This is a genomic window from Latilactobacillus graminis DSM 20719, assembly GCF_001436415.1.
Taxonomy (GTDB): domain Bacteria; phylum Bacillota; class Bacilli; order Lactobacillales; family Lactobacillaceae; genus Latilactobacillus; species Latilactobacillus graminis.
This window is the reverse complement of record NZ_AYZB01000008.1, coordinates 1-16,779: the sequence shown is the minus strand read 5'-3', so window position 1 is coordinate 16,779 and position 16,779 is coordinate 1. Positions and strand designations below refer to the sequence as shown.

Genomic DNA, 16,779 nt, shown 5'->3' with positions numbered 1-16,779 from the left:
GTTGCTTGCTCTGATAATTTTGTAGATACTGAGTCTGGAACTTCTCGAACATGAATTCTAACCATGTTATTTTCCCTCCTAAAAAGTTAAAGAAATTGTATGCATTGCGTAATCGCTGCTGAGTAATGAATGAGCATAAGGGGTTTTGGCTCCACTTCGTTCCGCCACCCCAGCAGAGCTGGGTTCACCCAAGTTCCACAAGTGCCTGAGATTCGCCCCAATTAACCCCCAAATTCTACCCAATTAACCCCCAAGTTCGCCCCAACCGACCCCCAACGTTCACCCCAATTAACCCCACTATTTTTAGCCTAGTTGTGGTTCAATCGGCGGAGTTTTGCGCGTAGATTATTCTGCTGATCGTATAACTCTGACAATGCTGTTTTCGCTTTAGAAAGAGTCTCTTTAGTGCTTTTAATGCTGGCCTTAATTGTCGTAATTTGTGACTCAGAATCTTTTATGTCAGCATCAGTTTGGTAGGCTTCGTCAGCTTTGATAGCTTTAATTTTGTCGTACATAGCCTTCAGTTGCTTGTTACCTTTTTTTATATCTTGTTTAACGGTGTTGATCTTTTTTTCGTTTGTATTGAGATCTAAAGTCAATCCCTCAGCAAGATATACAGTTTTCTTACGAGGCTTACTAATTGTGCTAGTTTTTGTCTTTCGGTAGTCGATATTGAACGGTTTCTGTGCTATTTTTTTCGTATTAGCAGTGCTTGTTGCCTGATCATTATCGCCCTTTAACATGCGCTGATAGTCTTTTCCAGCAATCAGCTGTGTCTTGTCTAACTGTCCAAAATCAATCAAGAATCGATGCCACTTTGGTTTAAAATTTTTGAATTGAAGCACGTAGTAGTGCTCGCTAACTTTCTTCAAAGTGGAGGGCAATACCGTTTCGTGCTTGCCGTCTTTTTCAACTTGACCAATGATTGCTTGATATTTTTGGCCAATGTTATTGCTGGTTGACTCATTAATTTCAAACAAAATTTCGCCATAACCTGCCTTGGAATTGATGTTGCGTTGCACAATTTTTACCTTCGCGTTGCCGATGGTTTGTTCTGAAGCAAGCCCAATTTTGCTATCAAATATTGGGCTGTCATCGACAAAAATTGAACGTGACGACAAGAAAAATGCCGTACCAACGACCGACAAAACAGCCATACCGATGTACAGATAACTGCCAATACGTGAACGATAATGTGTAAACCAAGCTACTAGTTTTCGATAGATTTTATTCAAAGATTAGCCCTCCTGGTTCAATAATTTAGGAGCTGATTTAAACAACTCCTTAATTTTTTTTACGTCAGTTCCACTGTATTGGTGTTTACCAACCACCAGCGTTGGGACGCTCACAAGATTGTATTGATTGATGTAAGTTCGATTCTCTGGCATGTCTAAATTCACCATTACAACATTACGAGCGACTAGTTTTTGCATGTAGACTAGCTTGTAAATTGTTCGGCATGTGCTACAAGTGTCACGGTAAAAGAAAATAATCTTGTGCTTGTTTTGCTGGTCATTTAACGCAACGTAGGTCTGTTGTGCCTCCGATTTTTGCGCGAAGTGGTTAAATACCGCATAACCTGTTAGGCTAACTGGAATCAAGCAAGCGATCAAAATGACAGCTTTCAGCACAATCTTTATCAGTATTCTTTTCAAAATATGAACCTCCTACGATTAGTTAAAAGCATAAAAAAACACCACTAAACGTTGTTCGCGATTAGTGGCGAAGTGAAGTGAAATTTCATTGTTCTTCTGTGCTGATTGGTGTTTTGGGGGTTAGCTTTGTAATTTTGTTAGTTAAGAAGTTGTAAGTAACCTGGTACAGCATTTCGACCTTATGTGTTTGACCAGCAATCACATTGGTTGAACGAACGTCGGCTAAACCACTTACAATTTCCTTGTTGCTGAGTTCCTGGTTGAAATAAAATTTAACGTCCGTTAGCTCCGAATTAACGCCCTGAGTAGGCTTTTTGTTATCGAATCCAGTGCCTTTAAACACTTGAATTGGTTGTTTTTCAGCCAGACTTGCGGCAGCATCAAAGCGACTTAAATACGTGTCGTTATCATAGGTTAAAATGGTTTTAAAGAACTTTTGAATGGCCGGAGTGCTGTTCAAAGCACGCTCATTTAAGACCTTGCTTTGTGCCGCTTTTGACTTATTCCGTTCACTTTTTTCAACGGTTTGATGTAGATCATCATTGAGTGTATCGAGATTTTTATTCTTAGCTTTTTCAGACTTAATTTGTTTTTGTAACGCTACATTGACCTTTGTAGCCTGATCGGCATGGCCTTGTTGTACAACGCCAAATGCAATAGCAACGAACAAACCACCAGCTAAGACGGTAGAAATTAAACGATTATTCATGGGACACCTCTTTCATGGAATAGTAAAAAACCACGTCTTAAAGGTGCTTAGACGTGGCTTTATTGTGTGATATAATAACTGAAGCAGAAAGTTAGTGACGGTTGGCCAAACTTGATGTCAGGTGGTGGTGCTTATGCAGTATTTTGCGAAGTATCCAAAATCTACAGAAAGGAGTAGCCATTTTGTTGTTAGGGATTATTCTAGCCGTAATTTCTGGTGTAACAGTCATTGCATTGGCGCTTAAAAAAGCGTTAGATGCCTGTTCATTAGTAGTTGTTGCATGGAAGAACCTCATTAAGACAATAAAAAAATAGCCGTCCCTTACTTTTGACTGAGTAGGATAGCTATCATTGTCTGAATAAAGTCAACCGTCTTTAACGGTCTGCTTAGGAGTCGTGTTCAAGCACGGCTCCTTTTTGTATGCCTTAATTATATCACGGAATTTTTAGAGAGTACAGTTGTGTAATTTAAATTACACAATGTGTGTAATTCGAAATTCACATATTTAGGTTATTGAATACGACCAAAGCCACCAAAATGGGCTTTCCAATAGCTATTGTCCATTTTTGCAATCTGAACATTATCGCCCTGAGCGGCAATAAATTCTGTTTTAGAAATAACCATTCCGACGTGCGTAATTGCTTCTCCACGTCCGGTATCATAGGTATGTTCAAAAAAGATTAGGTCGCCGGCTTTAACGTCTTTGGCATCGACGCGTTTAGTTTTATTAAATTGATCCTGGGCAATCCGGTTAAATGGAACCTTAACACCAGATTGTTGTAAGATCCATAACGTGAATGCGCCGCAATCGAAAGAACTAGGATTGTCTGAGTTAATGTTGGCACCAAGTACGTACGGCTTACCAAGTTGCTTTTTGGCCAATGGGAAGACTTTATCAAAATAGCTCATCTTTTCGCCTGAAACAGAAATATCATTGGGATTACAGCCACCGCCAATTTGACCGATTGTTTCACCTTGACTGAAGTTCTTTGTATTTTTCATTTCGGCCATAAATGACGCAACCATCTTGATCCAGTTAGCCGTGTTAGGAGGACAATAGACGGGGCCTAGTTTGTCCAGCGTGTTTAACCCACGTTCGACTACCAGGTTGTGCAACGTCTTCTTAGAAGCCTCCATGCCCTCTTTCATGCTACCGTAGTGGATTGGTACCTCATTGATTGACATACCAGAGGGGTTATTATCAATTCGGCAAGCACTTGAGGTGCCACGGCCAGATTCAACCATCATGATCGCGGCCGTTAAATACACACTGACTCCCGCTTCATTTGAGACATCAACAATATCCTGAGCATGTGGTCCAAGCGCACCGCCATTTTTAAGCATGTAGGCCTGAAATTGCATGCTATTAAAGTCTTTATCGACTAATGAAGTTGCACCACTCCCCCCACTAGATACAGTCGAGCAGCCGGTATTATCTTTGTTCATTTCATTCGCAGTTAGCACAGAAATTGCCGAAATAAGAACAGTGTTGACAACTACCAGGGTACAATAGAGAGCGCCAAAACCTAGCGCGACCCCCATCAAAATCAACACGATTTTTTTGGATAGCCATTTCTTCATCGTGTAACCTCAAGCTGTTGGGACGTTTCTTTTTTGACAGAATTATTCGCACCAGGGATCAACCGATTTAGCGGATTTAATGATTTTTTATCCTCAACAACAACCTTTTCATTCTGAAGTAATGCCTGGGCTTGTTTGAGATCTTTTTGTTTAGTTAATCGCGATTTAAGCTGGCCGGTTTTTTCTAGTTCCAAAACTTCATTCCAATCACCGTTGTTGATGTTTGGCATCTGGAGAAATGGGTGCATCTCAAAGTCTTCAGCCTTCATTTTTTTTAAACTATCTTTTACATACTCACGACCGTGTTCGTCATTGTTAACTGCAAACACAACCTCTAACTGCTCATTGTCCTTTACAAAGGGCGTGAGTGATTCAATCTGTTCCTTCATAGCATCATATTTTAAACCGCTCTGTGAGAAATATATGGCCTTCTCCGGGTCGTTGGTTTTGAGATTATGCTCAATCAAACTGAGAGCCTCAATCGGAGATTCGGTTACATACAGCCGTAGTGGTTTGGTTAAGTCTTGAAATATGGGAACACGAAAGCCGCCTGTGCTACTTGAATTAGCCGCTATCCCTTTGTAATATGGGCGTCCAAGTTTACCCGTAGCCTGGTTCAAACGCTTTTCAAATGGCTGTCTGTAAGTCCCCTGGACATCCGCACCAACAATATTGGCCACGTTATTTGGATCAGTCCATTTAAATAAGACATTTTCTTTATTATCTGAACTGATTAAACCAGCTTTAGCCAGGTTATCAACATATTTGGGATCTAAAAAACGCTCATTCACTAAGAATGAGCGTCCTTTGTCAGATAATGTATTTGTATCAAAATTTCCACCCTTACTGAGTGCCTTCAGCGAGAATGGTGGCTTTTTTTCATGGACACTTTTCTGCTGAATAGATTTGCTGATTCCTGTACCTTTAAAACTTAAAAGCTGATTAACCGTCTCCTCATAGGGTTTTTGAAAATACTCGACCGCAAAGTCGATCGCATTATCAAATGAGGAGAGCTGATTGTGAGCATACCAAGTGACAACTCCGGTCTTTGGATTGGCCCGCATTGAATCATGTTCGGTGTGTGCATATTCGCGCTGTCCCATCTTCTGAAAGGACTCTCCTTGCGCTAACATAAACTCGTACATATTAGTATGACGTGCTTTTTTTAACTGACGTAACGTAAATTTTGCCATGCAAATTACCCCCTTTTAAAAAAATCCGATTATTATTTCTAATATCAATCCGAACGCAAAAACATAGACAAGCCATTTCAGTAGTTTGTTCCGATTCATTGGTGTGGCTTGTTTAGAGTCTGTTTTTTTCCCAAAAAGTAATAAACGTGATCGTTCCTTTGTTTCACGGCCAATCACTTTTAGAGTTTTTTTAATGCTGCCTTTTTCCTTCTTATCTTGAACCATTAACGGCCACCTCCAAAGATTGATAGATCAGATGCACTAATCTGCATTGCAAACTGAAGCGTTGTAACGCCTCGAATATTAAAGACACATTGACCTTCTTTTAATTCTGAAATGTCCTTAACGTCCTTGTCACTAATACTTTCCCCGAAGACTTGTTTAATCAGCTGGCGAGCTGATTCATCCTGGTTAAATAGAAAGCGATAAGTCGTACTTTGGAACATGGCCATAACAGCTTTAGACATTTCACCCAACTGGCCATCACTCGATTTATCTGGGAAACAATCAGCTAAATGTTGCGTAGCAACCCAAATTCCACCAAACATTTTTCGAAGTTCTCGACTGAGTTCTGCAAGCTGGTTGATCAACAACACATTTTTACTAGTGACTAGTTTATGAAATTCGTCAATGACAATCGATGAGAATTGGTATTCGTCATTACTCTTAGTATTGTTATCAAATTGATATTTTTGAATTTCCCCACGTTGCATAACCTCATTAGTGATCAAAGCTACCAACGTATAAAATTGAGCGTTATAGGTTGAATCTCCCAAACTGCTCAAGTCCTTCATGTTGAATGCATAGACTTGGCGCTCGAATGAGTAAGATGAATATTGATTAAAAATCTCCCCTCGACTCGTTACCAGGTTGTCTAGCTTCGTAATAAGTTGGTTCATGGCCACGCTATCAGCCGGTGAGTCATCACGATGTTCCTCTAAATAGGCTAAAAAATCAGCTGCCAAAGGGTACTTGTGTGGATCTTGTTGAGTAATCGTGTCCATTGGTAATGCATTTGCATCTATCCAAAATTCATAAAATGGCCGGAGATACTTTTCAAAAAGGTCCATAAGATAATCACCTTGTTCAATATTCTTAGCGATCATGAACGTTGTCTGAATTCGATTAAGATTCGTATCGAAGGAGGCTTGCTCAAGGATTTTTCCAGACGTCTCATCAACATTGGCCGCAAAAATTTGAAACCAGTTAACTGGCAAGTATCGGGCGTTAACAGACTCACCACCAAGCTCTTCAGCTAAACGGACACCCTCTTGTCCATCTAAAAACAAGTAGCTGTAATTGCCAACCAACGTATTCTTTTTAGCTTCAAACTTAATAGCAGTGGTTTTCCCATAGCCTTGACCACCCACGATAATGCCGTTATAAGATTTACGCTCTTTATCTTTATGAAAAGTATCCAGGCACACAATACCGGTTTCGCTATATAAGGCATATCCTGTGTACATACCGGTTGGATCAATTAATTGGGAGTAGTTAAACGGATAACTACCAGCAAGCGAGAGACCACGCATTTCTTGCCCTTTTCGTGGCCGATTATCATTTTGAACTGCAAAAGGATCAAATAGCCCTTTTACTTCATCATCGATTTCATCAACGAATGAAATTGCGTCAAATGATCGCTTTTGAAATTTCTCGCGAACACGTTCAGCCGCAGAAATTACTTCTTCCCTGGTAGGTTCAAAAACATAAATACGAGTGTGTAGTTGTTTCATAGTTTCTTCACCACTAGTAATTGCTTCAGCGGATTCTTTAACACTATTGTAGTTAATGGCTGCTTCAGTCTTATCTTGAAAGTTGCGCGCCTTTGTCATTGCATCACTATGTTCTGTAATGGCCGAATTGAAATTCTTACGAGTACCCTTACCATCAGTATTAACCGTTTTGACATCAGCAGTGACCAGATACTTTGAGTTTTGAAACACATCTTGACCCCAGAAAGCATCGTTTGTAACACGGTACTTATACAAATGAAGCACCTTCAGATACCCGTCACCATATCGGATAATTTCATTATCTGCCTGGGACACGCCACCTTGTGGTTGAATTTGTGACAAAAAGATTGGGTCATATTCATGTTTATCAACGATTTCTTGAGCGCCTTCCGGTCGTCCAACAGTGTCGCTACCAACATAGAGGTCACTTGGAACTGTCACAGTACCAGGGTTGTGCAACTTAAAGATTAATCTAACTTTATCAGCTAAAGATACCTGGCTTAACGCAAAATATGAACCTGAATAGTCCAATATATTCTCACGTAAGTGATCTAAATCGTCCTGGTCTTTTGCAAAAATTTGTAGGAACGGTTTAAACGATTGTCGATCATGACCAATTTCATCAAATTGGCTAAGTGCATGTTGAAATTCACGTTCGATATATGGCGTTCGATACTTAACTAATGCCTGACGTTTCTTTAAATATTCCACATTCATTGAAACGTCTTCCGAATAATTGGTAAAAATGATTTTAATATCATCTGAAGAACTCAGCCCTCGTAGCATCGACCAAAAATCACGTATCGCAATCCTTTTAATATCTTCAGTAGAATCTTGAACAGGATAGGTTTTAAATGCCAGAAAGTCTGTTACGTAGCCATCTCGCATGGAAAAGGTGTTTTCGTCAATAATCCGGTTATAACGAATCCAATCCAACGTTGTTCGCCCAACACTATTGGAATCGTTCTTCTTAGAAGCCTTAGGTAATTTTTTGAAAAGAGATTTTTTCAATTTTTTAATTTTAGGCGACTTATGGATTTTAATTGTTTCATCTTCCGCCTTTGATACCGGCAATTCTTCACAAACATGGCCAACATTGGTTACACCTAAGTCGGTCTTTTTCGGCTCCGGGGGTTCAGTACCCCCACTACTTTTATTTTTCAGTGCCTCTAATCTTTTATCAGTGATCAACTCAATACCTTCTCTCTAACAATTAAAAATGTTTTTTTAACTATTCATCATCAAACATCTCGGTTTCAGCTGTGTAGTATGGGATTGGGTGATAGCTTTGTTTATCCCGCATAAAGACGTATAACAGCCGTTGATAGTTCCGCTTTTGCGGGTTGGTCGAACTTGGGCTGATCCAAAACCATGCAATTAGTCCCACAAATATCATCGCCGGAATCTTTAAAGGCGCATAAACAAGTTTAGGAATCATGTTTAGACAAAACGAAACTAACAGCACAATCACGACAACGTCTAACATGCTTAGTTTCCCAACCAGCTTAACAATAGTTGTCATTTCATTAGGAACTATGAACTGAATTTCATTTCCATTATCATCGTACATTACAGCTTGTCACCCCTTTTATTGCCGTAAGATTTTTGCTTCAGTCCACGATTATCTTTCTGAAGATGGTACTCTCTAATGTCTTGACCAAACTCTTGCCCTCTTTGATAACTTCTTACTACTCGGCCAACCCTAGTTTGTGGGTTCGTGAAGTACGTTTTTGCATGTTTGATAACTGGGTTTTCGGGTTGCTCTCGCTTATCTTGATTTTGTGTCAAATCATCATGAGCAGATTCTTCATTTAGTGGTTTCCCGGCTTGATCTTGTTTATTACTTTGTTCGATTAATGGCTCGCCGCTCTGATCGTTTTGCGGTTCATTTGGGATTTCAGGCTCTTTACTATCATTTTTGCCCTGGTCATTCAATGGACGGCCGTTTTGCTGTTGATGTTCATCAGAATTATCTGGCAACTCGGTACCTGATTGTTCTTCTCCACCTTCAAGCGGAGGTTCCATGCCATCAAGGCCCTGTAAATCAGCATCGTCATTAAGCCCCTTGCCCGTTTGTTCTTCACGATCATCTTTAAATCCAGCCGGTGCGTCATTTTTACCAGCTTCAGGTTGATCCTCAAGCCCCTTATTCTGTTGTTGATCGCTCTTCCTCTCAAAATCTTTGTTATTTGACTTATCGTCATTTTGCTTATCCTGAGGATTTTTCTTATTCTGATCAGTCTTTAAACCATTGTTTTGTTGTTGCTTATCCTTATCACCAGATTGATCTTTAGCCCTATCTTTGGATTCATTTTTCGCAGTCTTCTTTTTAGCATCATTTAAAGGCTTGCCTTTTGACTTACCAGCAACAATACCAGCTGCTACACCAATACCGCCAGAAGTCATCTTAGCGATTTCTTCAGCCGAGTCAGTTGCTTTATCAGCTACTGCCTTCCCGGCAAATAAACCACCAGCCAACGTCCCGGCTGATGTTTTCAGACCAGCATCTACGCCCATTGCTTTTTGAATCATAACTGGCCCATCAAGTAGGAATTCAATACCGCCTAATAGCATCAGAAATTTAGGAATTAATGGCGCATTGGCGATACCATCATTCCAAATTTGAAAAACTCTATACTGCCATAAAGTGGCGGCCAGAATTGCAAAAGACGTTAAAAACTGCATGAATAATTCTTTAAATTTGGTAAAGCTGCTAAAAACTGAAAGCCCTGCGACCTTCAAAAATCCAAAATCAAAGCCAATCCGGATAATTAAGACTGTAGAACGAATACTCATGATTGCTAACGCTAGTATCCCTAAAATATAAAAAATAATATTTTGAATAGGGTGCCAATGCCAACGATAATACGAATCGGTGACAATCCGTTTAAGAGAACTCAGCATACCGCTAGTATCTGCGATTTCTTGAGTTTCGTATTGTTTCTTGCCTGGATCAGAATTATCAACGATACGATATTTTAATAGTTCATCTTCATTGGCTTTCTTTGGATCTTCAATCTTTTCGTTAATATCGAAATAGTCAATATTGGGTAAATATTTAGCGCCTAATTTGTTTTTCTTCTTTTTGTAGTTAGTAATGTTCCAATTCTGTTTTCCCAACATATAAACGTCATCAGTCGTTTCTCTGAACTGTTGCATCGCGGCATTTTTTTGGTCAGTAACATCACTAGCCACCTCATTTACATGGACAAAAGACACCGCCGAACTAGTAATATTAGCCAAAGCCATCATTAAAATTACTATATAAAACATATTGACCGGTGCGTCGGATTTCTCCTCTCCTCGATTACGAAAAATGAATATTCCGAAAAGAGCCAATGCAATTAGTAGAATGAGTCCTCGAATTCCTGATAAAGAACTCCATAACTTATCGTCCAACGTGTCGTAGAATGAAATTTTTTTGAACACATAGTTAAGCGCGCCTGCAAACTGACCATAGAGAAACATACAGCCTTTTACGAGGCTAAACTCAAAGCCCCGAATCGCATCTTTAATCATGCTGGCATTATCCAGGTAGTCTTTAATATGCTGAAGCATTGATATGATTTGTGCCTGCTTCATTTAATTCCATCTCCTTTCACAAAAAGGGCGAACAACTAATGTTGTTCGCCCTGGTTATTAATTAAGCAGCTACATACCTGGTCTAATACACTGCTTGAAAAGTTGCTTGCAATGAACGTTAACATTGAATCGACGACATCATTGGCCGCAACCGCGCCGTACTCATTATTAACAGCGGCATTTTTGAAAAGGTCACCGTCATTGTCAATGATATTTCTGATCGCAATTTGAGTAGTCATATTGACCGCGGAATTGTAAGGTTCACTCAAGAATCCTGTCCCTAATGTTTGCACAGCATGCTTGAGAATTTCTTCTTTTTCGTCAACAAGCCGGCTATCGTCTCCAATCCATCGAACAGATTCTTCAGTCATTGGTTTGGATTCTCGGTCGCCATCAATTAATACTGGTGTTACCTTCAGTGTTTTTGCTGTCGCCTTAATTTCTTCATTGGTAGTCATATTTATCACCTCCTTTTCTGGCTCTAATACAGGTGCTTCAGTTCCTACAATCACACGTTTATTTGGCCGTAGCTCCCACTGCATTTGTATACGATCAATCATTAAAAACTTGTTATTGACCCCCATATCCTTCCACGGCACTGCTTTTAATTGGCACCATTCATAGAAAGGCTTTGAGGCTGTACCGTCTTCAAGTCTATTTATAATTGGCTTTTGGTAAATACCCTTGCCATCGCCGTCTTTTGTGTGCATTAATCTCAAGACAACTGAGTTACCTTCAGCAAGTTCTCGAAGTTCAAAAGGTTCTAAGATTGGAATTCGTTCAACTTCTTCAGTCCGCGAAATGCCTAAATCTAAAATGCCACTCACGCTACGTCGCTTTTTGTAAACAGCACGCTTACCAATCGATTCCGAAATATATTTATTTGTTTTAAGCGATCCGGAACGAATGTAATACAAGATACCGGTATTGCCTAAAATTGTGTCCTTAACAGACTCACCATAAAGCTCAGTCATTTGTTCCAAATCTTGTAAAATGAAAAAGATAAAGAAGTGTTTCTTTAGTGAGGCAGTCCATTTATTGGCCAGATTCAATACTTTACCAGTATTACCAGCTTCATCATTGAACGACCAGACATCTCGCGGAAATACACTATCATCATTCATATACGCTCTAAAATTTAATCTTTGATAAATCTGTTCGTAAGCTAAAAATCCCAGTCCATTATTATCTGCTTCACTGTCTGACATCATAATAAACAGTGCTGTAGGTTTTTCAGTATCATAGGCTAAATCATCAAAATTAAAATCATCATTAGCCGCCGTCATCTTGGCCATACTTGAGCGCATAAACCACTCCATATCGCCGTTGAAATTCTGAACAATATTACCCAACGTTTGTTTCGCATCTTTTGAAGCCATCATGCCACGGTAATATTCTTTGGCAATCAACGCATCGTCCATTTCTCCAAAAAAGACGTCTAAGGCTGACTGTCCATCGTACTTCGCAAGTAATTGATCCATTAATTTTGTATTTTCTTTGGCGTAATTTAACAAATATGGGTGATAATCTGCCGAAATTGACTCACTAAACATTTTGTTAACTACGTTTTGAATCGTATACCCATTGACTAGTGAAAAATCATGTTCGATACTTGCCTCAACGATGGGATCAGTTGGATCAGCACTAAGGCTCTGTTCACACAATGCCAGGGCAACTGCTCTAAACAGTGTCCGTGATTGAATAACCCAGAAACTATCATCGTTCCCTTTGTCGTCTTTAGGCATCACAATATCACTTGCTTTGATGATTTCATCGGTCGCACGATCGCCAGCTTTGTCGCTAAGCACATGGTAGTGCATGGCTTCATCTTTCTTACCCTCAGCTAACAATGCTTTAGCCTTCAGACGACATTCATAATAATCCTTATAATAGCTCATTAAGATATTAAACATAGGGTATGGATCAGATTCACTTGGATCAACTGTGTTGATTATCCGAATACGATAGCCTCGTGCCAGCAATAAATCACGCCAACGTCTTGGCTCGTCACCGGCTGTTGCAAGATAGATAATGCTGCGCCGTTCCGCTTGATTAGGCGATCCTGTTCCAATGTAGATTGCTGGATCAATCAGATAAATACTCTTCCCAGCTCGTGTATGCGCTAGTGCAACAACATGAGATGGTTCAGTGGCAACAGCAAACTCAATCACGCCGCGGGCTTTCTGTTCTTCAGTTTGCGGATATTGACGTATCGGGATTCCAATAGTGCCTTTTACATACGCCGGTGCTGGTGCATTGACCTTTATTTCAACTGAAGGATAATCGTGACGCATTTTTTCATTGGTTTCTGGTGTAGTGGTTCCTTGCGTTAAGTCGTACTCAAGTGGCCGGTAGTTATCGTGTATTTTGACGTACAAGGTATATACAAACCCCGTTGTAAGCGCAAATAACACAAACTTAATAAAGGGGTGTGAAAATACATTTAACAACAAACTAAAGAACCCAGGCTTATTAACTTGTGGTGTAAGACCACTAGCTCGTAATTCATTAACAGCCGTTTGTACGGTAGATTGAATCGATGTTGCAAGTGCTGAATTTACCACATAATTTTCAAGTAGAATGAGCATGAACCATAGTCCCAACATAATTCTTTTTAAAATACGTTCGTTTGCAAGGAATCTCAATCGATTTTGATAAGCATCTTCATAGCCTTCTCGTTTAGAATCTTCTGGAAAATTCTTTTCAAAAAAATGCGTTACGCCTTTAGTAAATTTGTTGAATGTATCGTGTTCGGAAGACTGAAAGTAATCGAATATACGTTTTATCATTTAATACTCCTAGATCTACTGATTTTCCAACTATTCAAGCAGTAGTAATTTATCATTGAATTCAAAAAACCACTTCCATTTCAGAAGTGGTTTTCTATTCTCTACTTTTTCGATTGTATTTAATGGTACTTTACTTATTAGGCATTATTGCCACTTTTAAGCGCATTTAATGTTTTCTAGTATAATTAGTCAAGAATTAATTTAGAATTGACTACACGTCAAATGTAAACGGTAAAAAATTTTAAACTATTAAAAAAACGATACTTTATCAAAAGTATCGTTTCATTCTATTATTTACAGCTTTAATATAACTTTTTATCAAGTGAATCATTAAATTTCTCAAAACTTTTAATGGTTAATTCACGATCGTGTTGTTCCATTGTTAAAACCGTTGGATCTTCACAGCTATTTTGAATAAAATCATAAATATAGTCATCGCGGAAACCAATTTTATCGGCGTCTTTTGCCGTATTGCCATAATAGACAACTTTAATATTGGCCCATATTATTGCACTTAAGCACATTGGACATGGATAAGCATTAGTATACAGTTCACAACCAGACAAATCGTGTGTCCCAAGTATCGCACAAGCGTGACGTATCGTCACAATCTCCCCATGTGCCGTTGGATCATAGCTTTTTAATACCTGATTATGCCCTTCAGCAATAATTTTACCGTCCTTTACAACGACTGAACCAAACGGCCCACCAATTTCAGTTCCTACATTGCTTTCAGCCTGATTTGCCGCAATTTTCATAAACGAAGAGTCGTAAGACATTCAATTATCCCTACTTTCAATTTAATAAAGCTCATACATTATACCATTCTTGTATTTGTAAATATTTAATTAAAATAAAAAAGCCTCTATAAGAACCGATTTGGTACTTTAGAGGCTACTATTCTAGGCTTTACCTGGCAACATTGGTGTTACATCTTTCAGAATATGAATAACAATCGTCTTTTCTGTAGTATGACCGAATCGATCTGTAACAGAATATGTTACTTGTTGGTCTCCAGGAATTGTTGTATCTACCTCTTCAATACTTGTTTTAATCTTGTTAACAAAATCATCGCCATACTTATTAGTAGCTTTCACCCCTTTTAATAGATCAACTTTACTTCCCACAAATACAGTTTGGTCTTCTAACCCTTCAAACGTTGCATTTTCCGAGTAAACTGTCACACCACGTTTGAAAGTCGCCATTGACCCGTTATCATCGGTCACGGTATAAGTAATTTCTGTTGTACCAACTTTATTAGTATCAATCTGATCAACCGAAGCTTGAATTCTGCTAGTGACAACGCCATCTTCTTGATCCGTTGCAGTGATTCCTTGCATTACATCAAATGAAGAACCTGCCTCAACACTTATATCTTGTCCCGTAATCACCGGACGTGCATTTAAGACAAGCACAATTCGCTCAAATTTCGTTGTTGTTCCAGCACTGTCAGTAACTGCATAGCGAACATGATACCAACCAGCCTGCTTGGTATTCACATCATTGTAGGTAACTACCAATTGATTAGTAATATCTCCATCCTCTTGATCGTACGCGTGCATATCTTGCATTGGGTTAAAATTGTCTTTCACATGAATCATCATTAGTTTACCAGTAATTGTTGGAATTGCATTTGGAGTCACCGGCGGGGTCACTTCACCATTGTTGTCATTATCTGAACCGTTCCCCTGACCATCATTACTATTGCCGTTGTTATGGCTATTGTTATTTGTGTTCCCATTATCTCCTTTAGGCGGTTTCACAGTGCCAGGAGTTGTCTTTTTAAAATCATTATCTAACATATTTTGAATTGGATTCTCAGGCAACTTGGGTTCTTTGGCAATAATCGAAGCAGCCTTAACTAATTTATCGTGATTTTTGGCTACAGCCGCATGTGCTTCTTTTAAGGTGTTCCCGGTGAGAGCATCAGCAACTGAGTCGACCGAATCCTTCGCACGTTCGCTGACACTTTCAATTACATTATCGATAACGCTTTTCTTTTTATGAGTTTGTTTGCTAGATGCTGATTTGTGGCTTTCAGTCTTTGGAGCGCCGATTTTATCAGTGTTTGATCCGGTACCGGTGCTAGCATAAACACCACTGCCGATCAATAAAACTAACCCACAAACTGTGAAGATTGGTGCTAACTTTTTTTTCTTTTTTTCCTGGTTATTTGGTTGATTATTTTCTGCCATGATAATTACTCTCCTATTGATTTCAAATTCCGCTGCCAAACCTTTAAATTATCGGCGGCGGTTTGTCGCTGTTCTTCTGAAAGGTTATTGTCTCTTGACTCAGTTTGATACTTCTCAATTACCTGCTGATATGATTTACCAGCGTTAATCATATCGGTTAGATCGTGGTTCTTGAGTTTCTGATTAATTGCGATCGCTCGGTCAATCTCGCCATTTCGAATAAATTCTAATGCAATCGACTGTGTTAATTTGACGTTATTCAATTCAAGATTTAAACGGTACGCATCATCTGGCTTGTGCATTTTGAGATAGGCCACAACAAGCTCAGCTTTTCGCACGTTGGTCATCGATACACCCTTAATCTTTAACATTTTGGACCACTGCTTTTGATAAAAAGCTATATCATATTGACCATTTGCAGTTGGGTATCGCTTATTAAATGTTTCAAGTTGAGTTAACTTCTTATTTTTAAAAAGGTATTGTTCAGTGGCTTGTTTTTTCATTGGATATTCCTTTACAGCTTGGACATATTCTCCTTTTTGCATTAACTGGTTGTAGTCCGGTTTATGTGGCACTAATGCCCATGCTTCAAGTAATATCGGTAGTGCAATGGTACAGATCACCACTCCAAAAAACCAATTCCTAACACGCCGATTTTTAGAAAAAGCGAATAGGCGATCTATACGACCATGCTCAGCGCTAATTGTGGCAGATGGTTCTGCCCCATCTACCACACGCTTTCCTACGACTTTCCCTGGATATGATAGTTGCTCCAAAAACGTATTCGCTTCTGTAGCACTTAACTCACCATTAGTCACGTTCTCATTCACTTGGCGCTTAATATCGTCAATCAGCGATAAACCGCTTGGATAGTAAACCCCTTGATAACACGCCTTGCCACTTTCATCAAAAAGCGTAAATACAACATAGTTATTAGCGTCCAGCGCCTGCGTAATCGTGATCAATTTATCCAAAGAAAGCCGCTTATTCGTGAAAGTTGGCTCCGACTTATTTATTTCTGCCGTTATCAATGAGGTTCCCTCCTATTTAGTTAGTTCTATCCACCGAATAAGCCGGTGACAAAGTCGCGAAGTGCGAACAAGTTATAAATAACGCCTGTCCCAATAACACCCGAAATAGCCATTCCTTTTGCTTTACGTGTCCATTCTTGACCTAGGAAATTGTAAATACCACAAACTGCTAAAACAACAAACAGTAAGGTACTCCCTACTTTTTTACATAGATCTGAGATAGGCGTTTCCGCATTAGTTAATGAAGTTCCTATTTCTTCAACGCCTGCTGCTGCATGTGCCAAATTAGGCATCAATACGACTAAGAGCGC

15 protein-coding genes are annotated in these 16,779 nt (G+C 39.3%); 1 reads left to right on the top strand and 14 read right to left on the bottom strand.

Annotated features, from left to right (window positions below; all coding sequences use genetic code 11):
- Positions 1-308: 308 nt before the first annotated feature.
- The 3 genes from FC90_RS03755 to FC90_RS03745 all read right to left on the bottom strand — a co-directional run bounded on the left by FC90_RS03755 (position 309) and on the right by FC90_RS03745 (position 2,364).
- Positions 309-1,235 (bottom strand): hypothetical protein, encoded by a 927-nt coding sequence (locus tag FC90_RS03755; RefSeq protein ID WP_056945397.1) that lies wholly within the window; start codon positions 1,233-1,235, stop codon positions 309-311.
- A 3-nt stretch (positions 1,236-1,238) separates the two neighbouring features.
- Positions 1,239-1,655, bottom strand: coding sequence for a thioredoxin domain-containing protein (locus FC90_RS03750; RefSeq protein ID WP_057907971.1), 417 nt, complete (start codon positions 1,653-1,655; stop codon positions 1,239-1,241).
- 85 nt (positions 1,656-1,740) lie between these two features.
- A complete protein-coding gene (locus FC90_RS03745; protein ID WP_057907970.1) occupies positions 1,741-2,364 on the bottom strand; it encodes a hypothetical protein in 624 nt (207 codons plus the stop codon).
- 182 nt (positions 2,365-2,546) lie between these two features.
- Here FC90_RS03745 and FC90_RS09560 point away from each other — a divergent pair, with 182 nt between their 5' ends.
- Positions 2,547-2,678: a hypothetical protein gene (locus tag FC90_RS09560; RefSeq protein ID WP_268872312.1), complete on the top strand. Its 132-nt coding sequence runs from the start codon at positions 2,547-2,549 to the stop codon at positions 2,676-2,678.
- Between the two features lie 196 nt (positions 2,679-2,874).
- Here FC90_RS09560 and FC90_RS03740 read toward each other — a convergent pair whose 3' ends face one another.
- From FC90_RS03740 to FC90_RS09270, 11 genes are all read right to left on the bottom strand, one after another.
- On the bottom strand, positions 2,875-3,945 hold the full coding sequence (locus FC90_RS03740) for a C40 family peptidase (RefSeq protein ID WP_057907969.1): 1,071 nt from the start codon (positions 3,943-3,945) through the stop codon (positions 2,875-2,877).
- Positions 3,942-5,138: a toprim domain-containing protein gene (locus tag FC90_RS03735; RefSeq protein WP_057907968.1), complete on the bottom strand. Its 1,197-nt coding sequence runs from the start codon at positions 5,136-5,138 to the stop codon at positions 3,942-3,944. Before FC90_RS03735 ends, FC90_RS03740 begins: the two co-directional genes overlap by 4 nt.
- A gap of 15 nt (positions 5,139-5,153) precedes the next feature.
- Positions 5,154-5,363, bottom strand: a complete 210-nt coding sequence (locus tag FC90_RS03730) for a hypothetical protein (RefSeq protein WP_056945391.1) — start codon at positions 5,361-5,363, stop codon at positions 5,154-5,156.
- Positions 5,363-8,062, bottom strand: coding sequence for a hypothetical protein (locus FC90_RS03725; RefSeq protein WP_057907967.1), 2,700 nt, complete (start codon positions 8,060-8,062; stop codon positions 5,363-5,365). The genes FC90_RS03730 and FC90_RS03725 overlap by 1 nt, the downstream gene beginning before the upstream one ends.
- Positions 8,063-8,102: 40 nt before the next feature.
- Positions 8,103-8,441: a DUF5592 family protein gene (locus tag FC90_RS03720; protein WP_057907966.1), complete on the bottom strand. Its 339-nt coding sequence runs from the start codon at positions 8,439-8,441 to the stop codon at positions 8,103-8,105.
- Positions 8,441-10,453, bottom strand: a complete 2,013-nt coding sequence (locus tag FC90_RS03715; RefSeq protein WP_057907965.1) for a pLS20_p028 family conjugation system transmembrane protein — start codon at positions 10,451-10,453, stop codon at positions 8,441-8,443. The genes FC90_RS03720 and FC90_RS03715 overlap by 1 nt, the downstream gene beginning before the upstream one ends.
- A gap of 35 nt (positions 10,454-10,488) precedes the next feature.
- Positions 10,489-13,242 carry a type IV secretory system conjugative DNA transfer family protein gene (locus tag FC90_RS03710; protein ID WP_057907964.1) on the bottom strand — a complete coding sequence of 918 codons (2,754 nt, stop codon included), beginning with the start codon at positions 13,240-13,242 and terminating at the stop codon, positions 10,489-10,491.
- Between the two features lie 302 nt (positions 13,243-13,544).
- Positions 13,545-14,021, bottom strand: coding sequence for a nucleoside deaminase (locus tag FC90_RS03705; protein ID WP_056945383.1), 477 nt, complete (start codon positions 14,019-14,021; stop codon positions 13,545-13,547).
- Positions 14,022-14,144: 123 nt separating this feature from the next.
- Positions 14,145-15,437 (bottom strand): immunoglobulin-like domain-containing protein, encoded by a 1,293-nt coding sequence (locus FC90_RS03700; RefSeq protein WP_056945384.1) that lies wholly within the window; start codon positions 15,435-15,437, stop codon positions 14,145-14,147.
- A 5-nt stretch (positions 15,438-15,442) separates the two neighbouring features.
- Positions 15,443-16,468, bottom strand: a complete 1,026-nt coding sequence (locus FC90_RS03695) for a hypothetical protein (protein ID WP_056945385.1) — start codon at positions 16,466-16,468, stop codon at positions 15,443-15,445.
- Positions 16,469-16,494: 26 nt separating this feature from the next.
- Positions 16,495-16,779: hypothetical protein (locus FC90_RS09270; RefSeq protein WP_162258676.1), on the bottom strand; the 285-nt coding region annotated here is incomplete at its 5' end.

Excerpts from the sequence above, each read along its gene's own strand:
- FC90_RS03745 (WP_057907970.1), bottom strand. The coding sequence starts at position 2,364 with ATGAATAATCGTTTAATTTCTACCGTCTTAGCTGGTGGTTTGTTCGTT.
- FC90_RS03740 (WP_057907969.1), bottom strand. The coding sequence starts at position 3,945 with ATGAAGAAATGGCTATCCAAAAAAATCGTGTTGATTTTGATGGGGGTC.
- FC90_RS03735 (WP_057907968.1), bottom strand. The coding sequence starts at position 5,138 with ATGGCAAAATTTACGTTACGTCAGTTAAAAAAAGCACGTCATACTAAT.
- FC90_RS03730 (WP_056945391.1), bottom strand. The coding sequence starts at position 5,363 with ATGGTTCAAGATAAGAAGGAAAAAGGCAGCATTAAAAAAACTCTAAAA.
- FC90_RS03720 (WP_057907966.1), bottom strand. The coding sequence starts at position 8,441 with ATGTACGATGATAATGGAAATGAAATTCAGTTCATAGTTCCTAATGAA.
- FC90_RS03715 (WP_057907965.1), bottom strand. The coding sequence starts at position 10,453 with ATGAAGCAGGCACAAATCATATCAATGCTTCAGCATATTAAAGACTAC.
- FC90_RS03710 (WP_057907964.1), bottom strand. The coding sequence starts at position 13,242 with ATGATAAAACGTATATTCGATTACTTTCAGTCTTCCGAACACGATACA.
- FC90_RS03705 (WP_056945383.1), bottom strand. The coding sequence starts at position 14,021 with ATGTCTTACGACTCTTCGTTTATGAAAATTGCGGCAAATCAGGCTGAA.
- FC90_RS03700 (WP_056945384.1), bottom strand. The coding sequence starts at position 15,437 with ATGGCAGAAAATAATCAACCAAATAACCAGGAAAAAAAGAAAAAAAAG.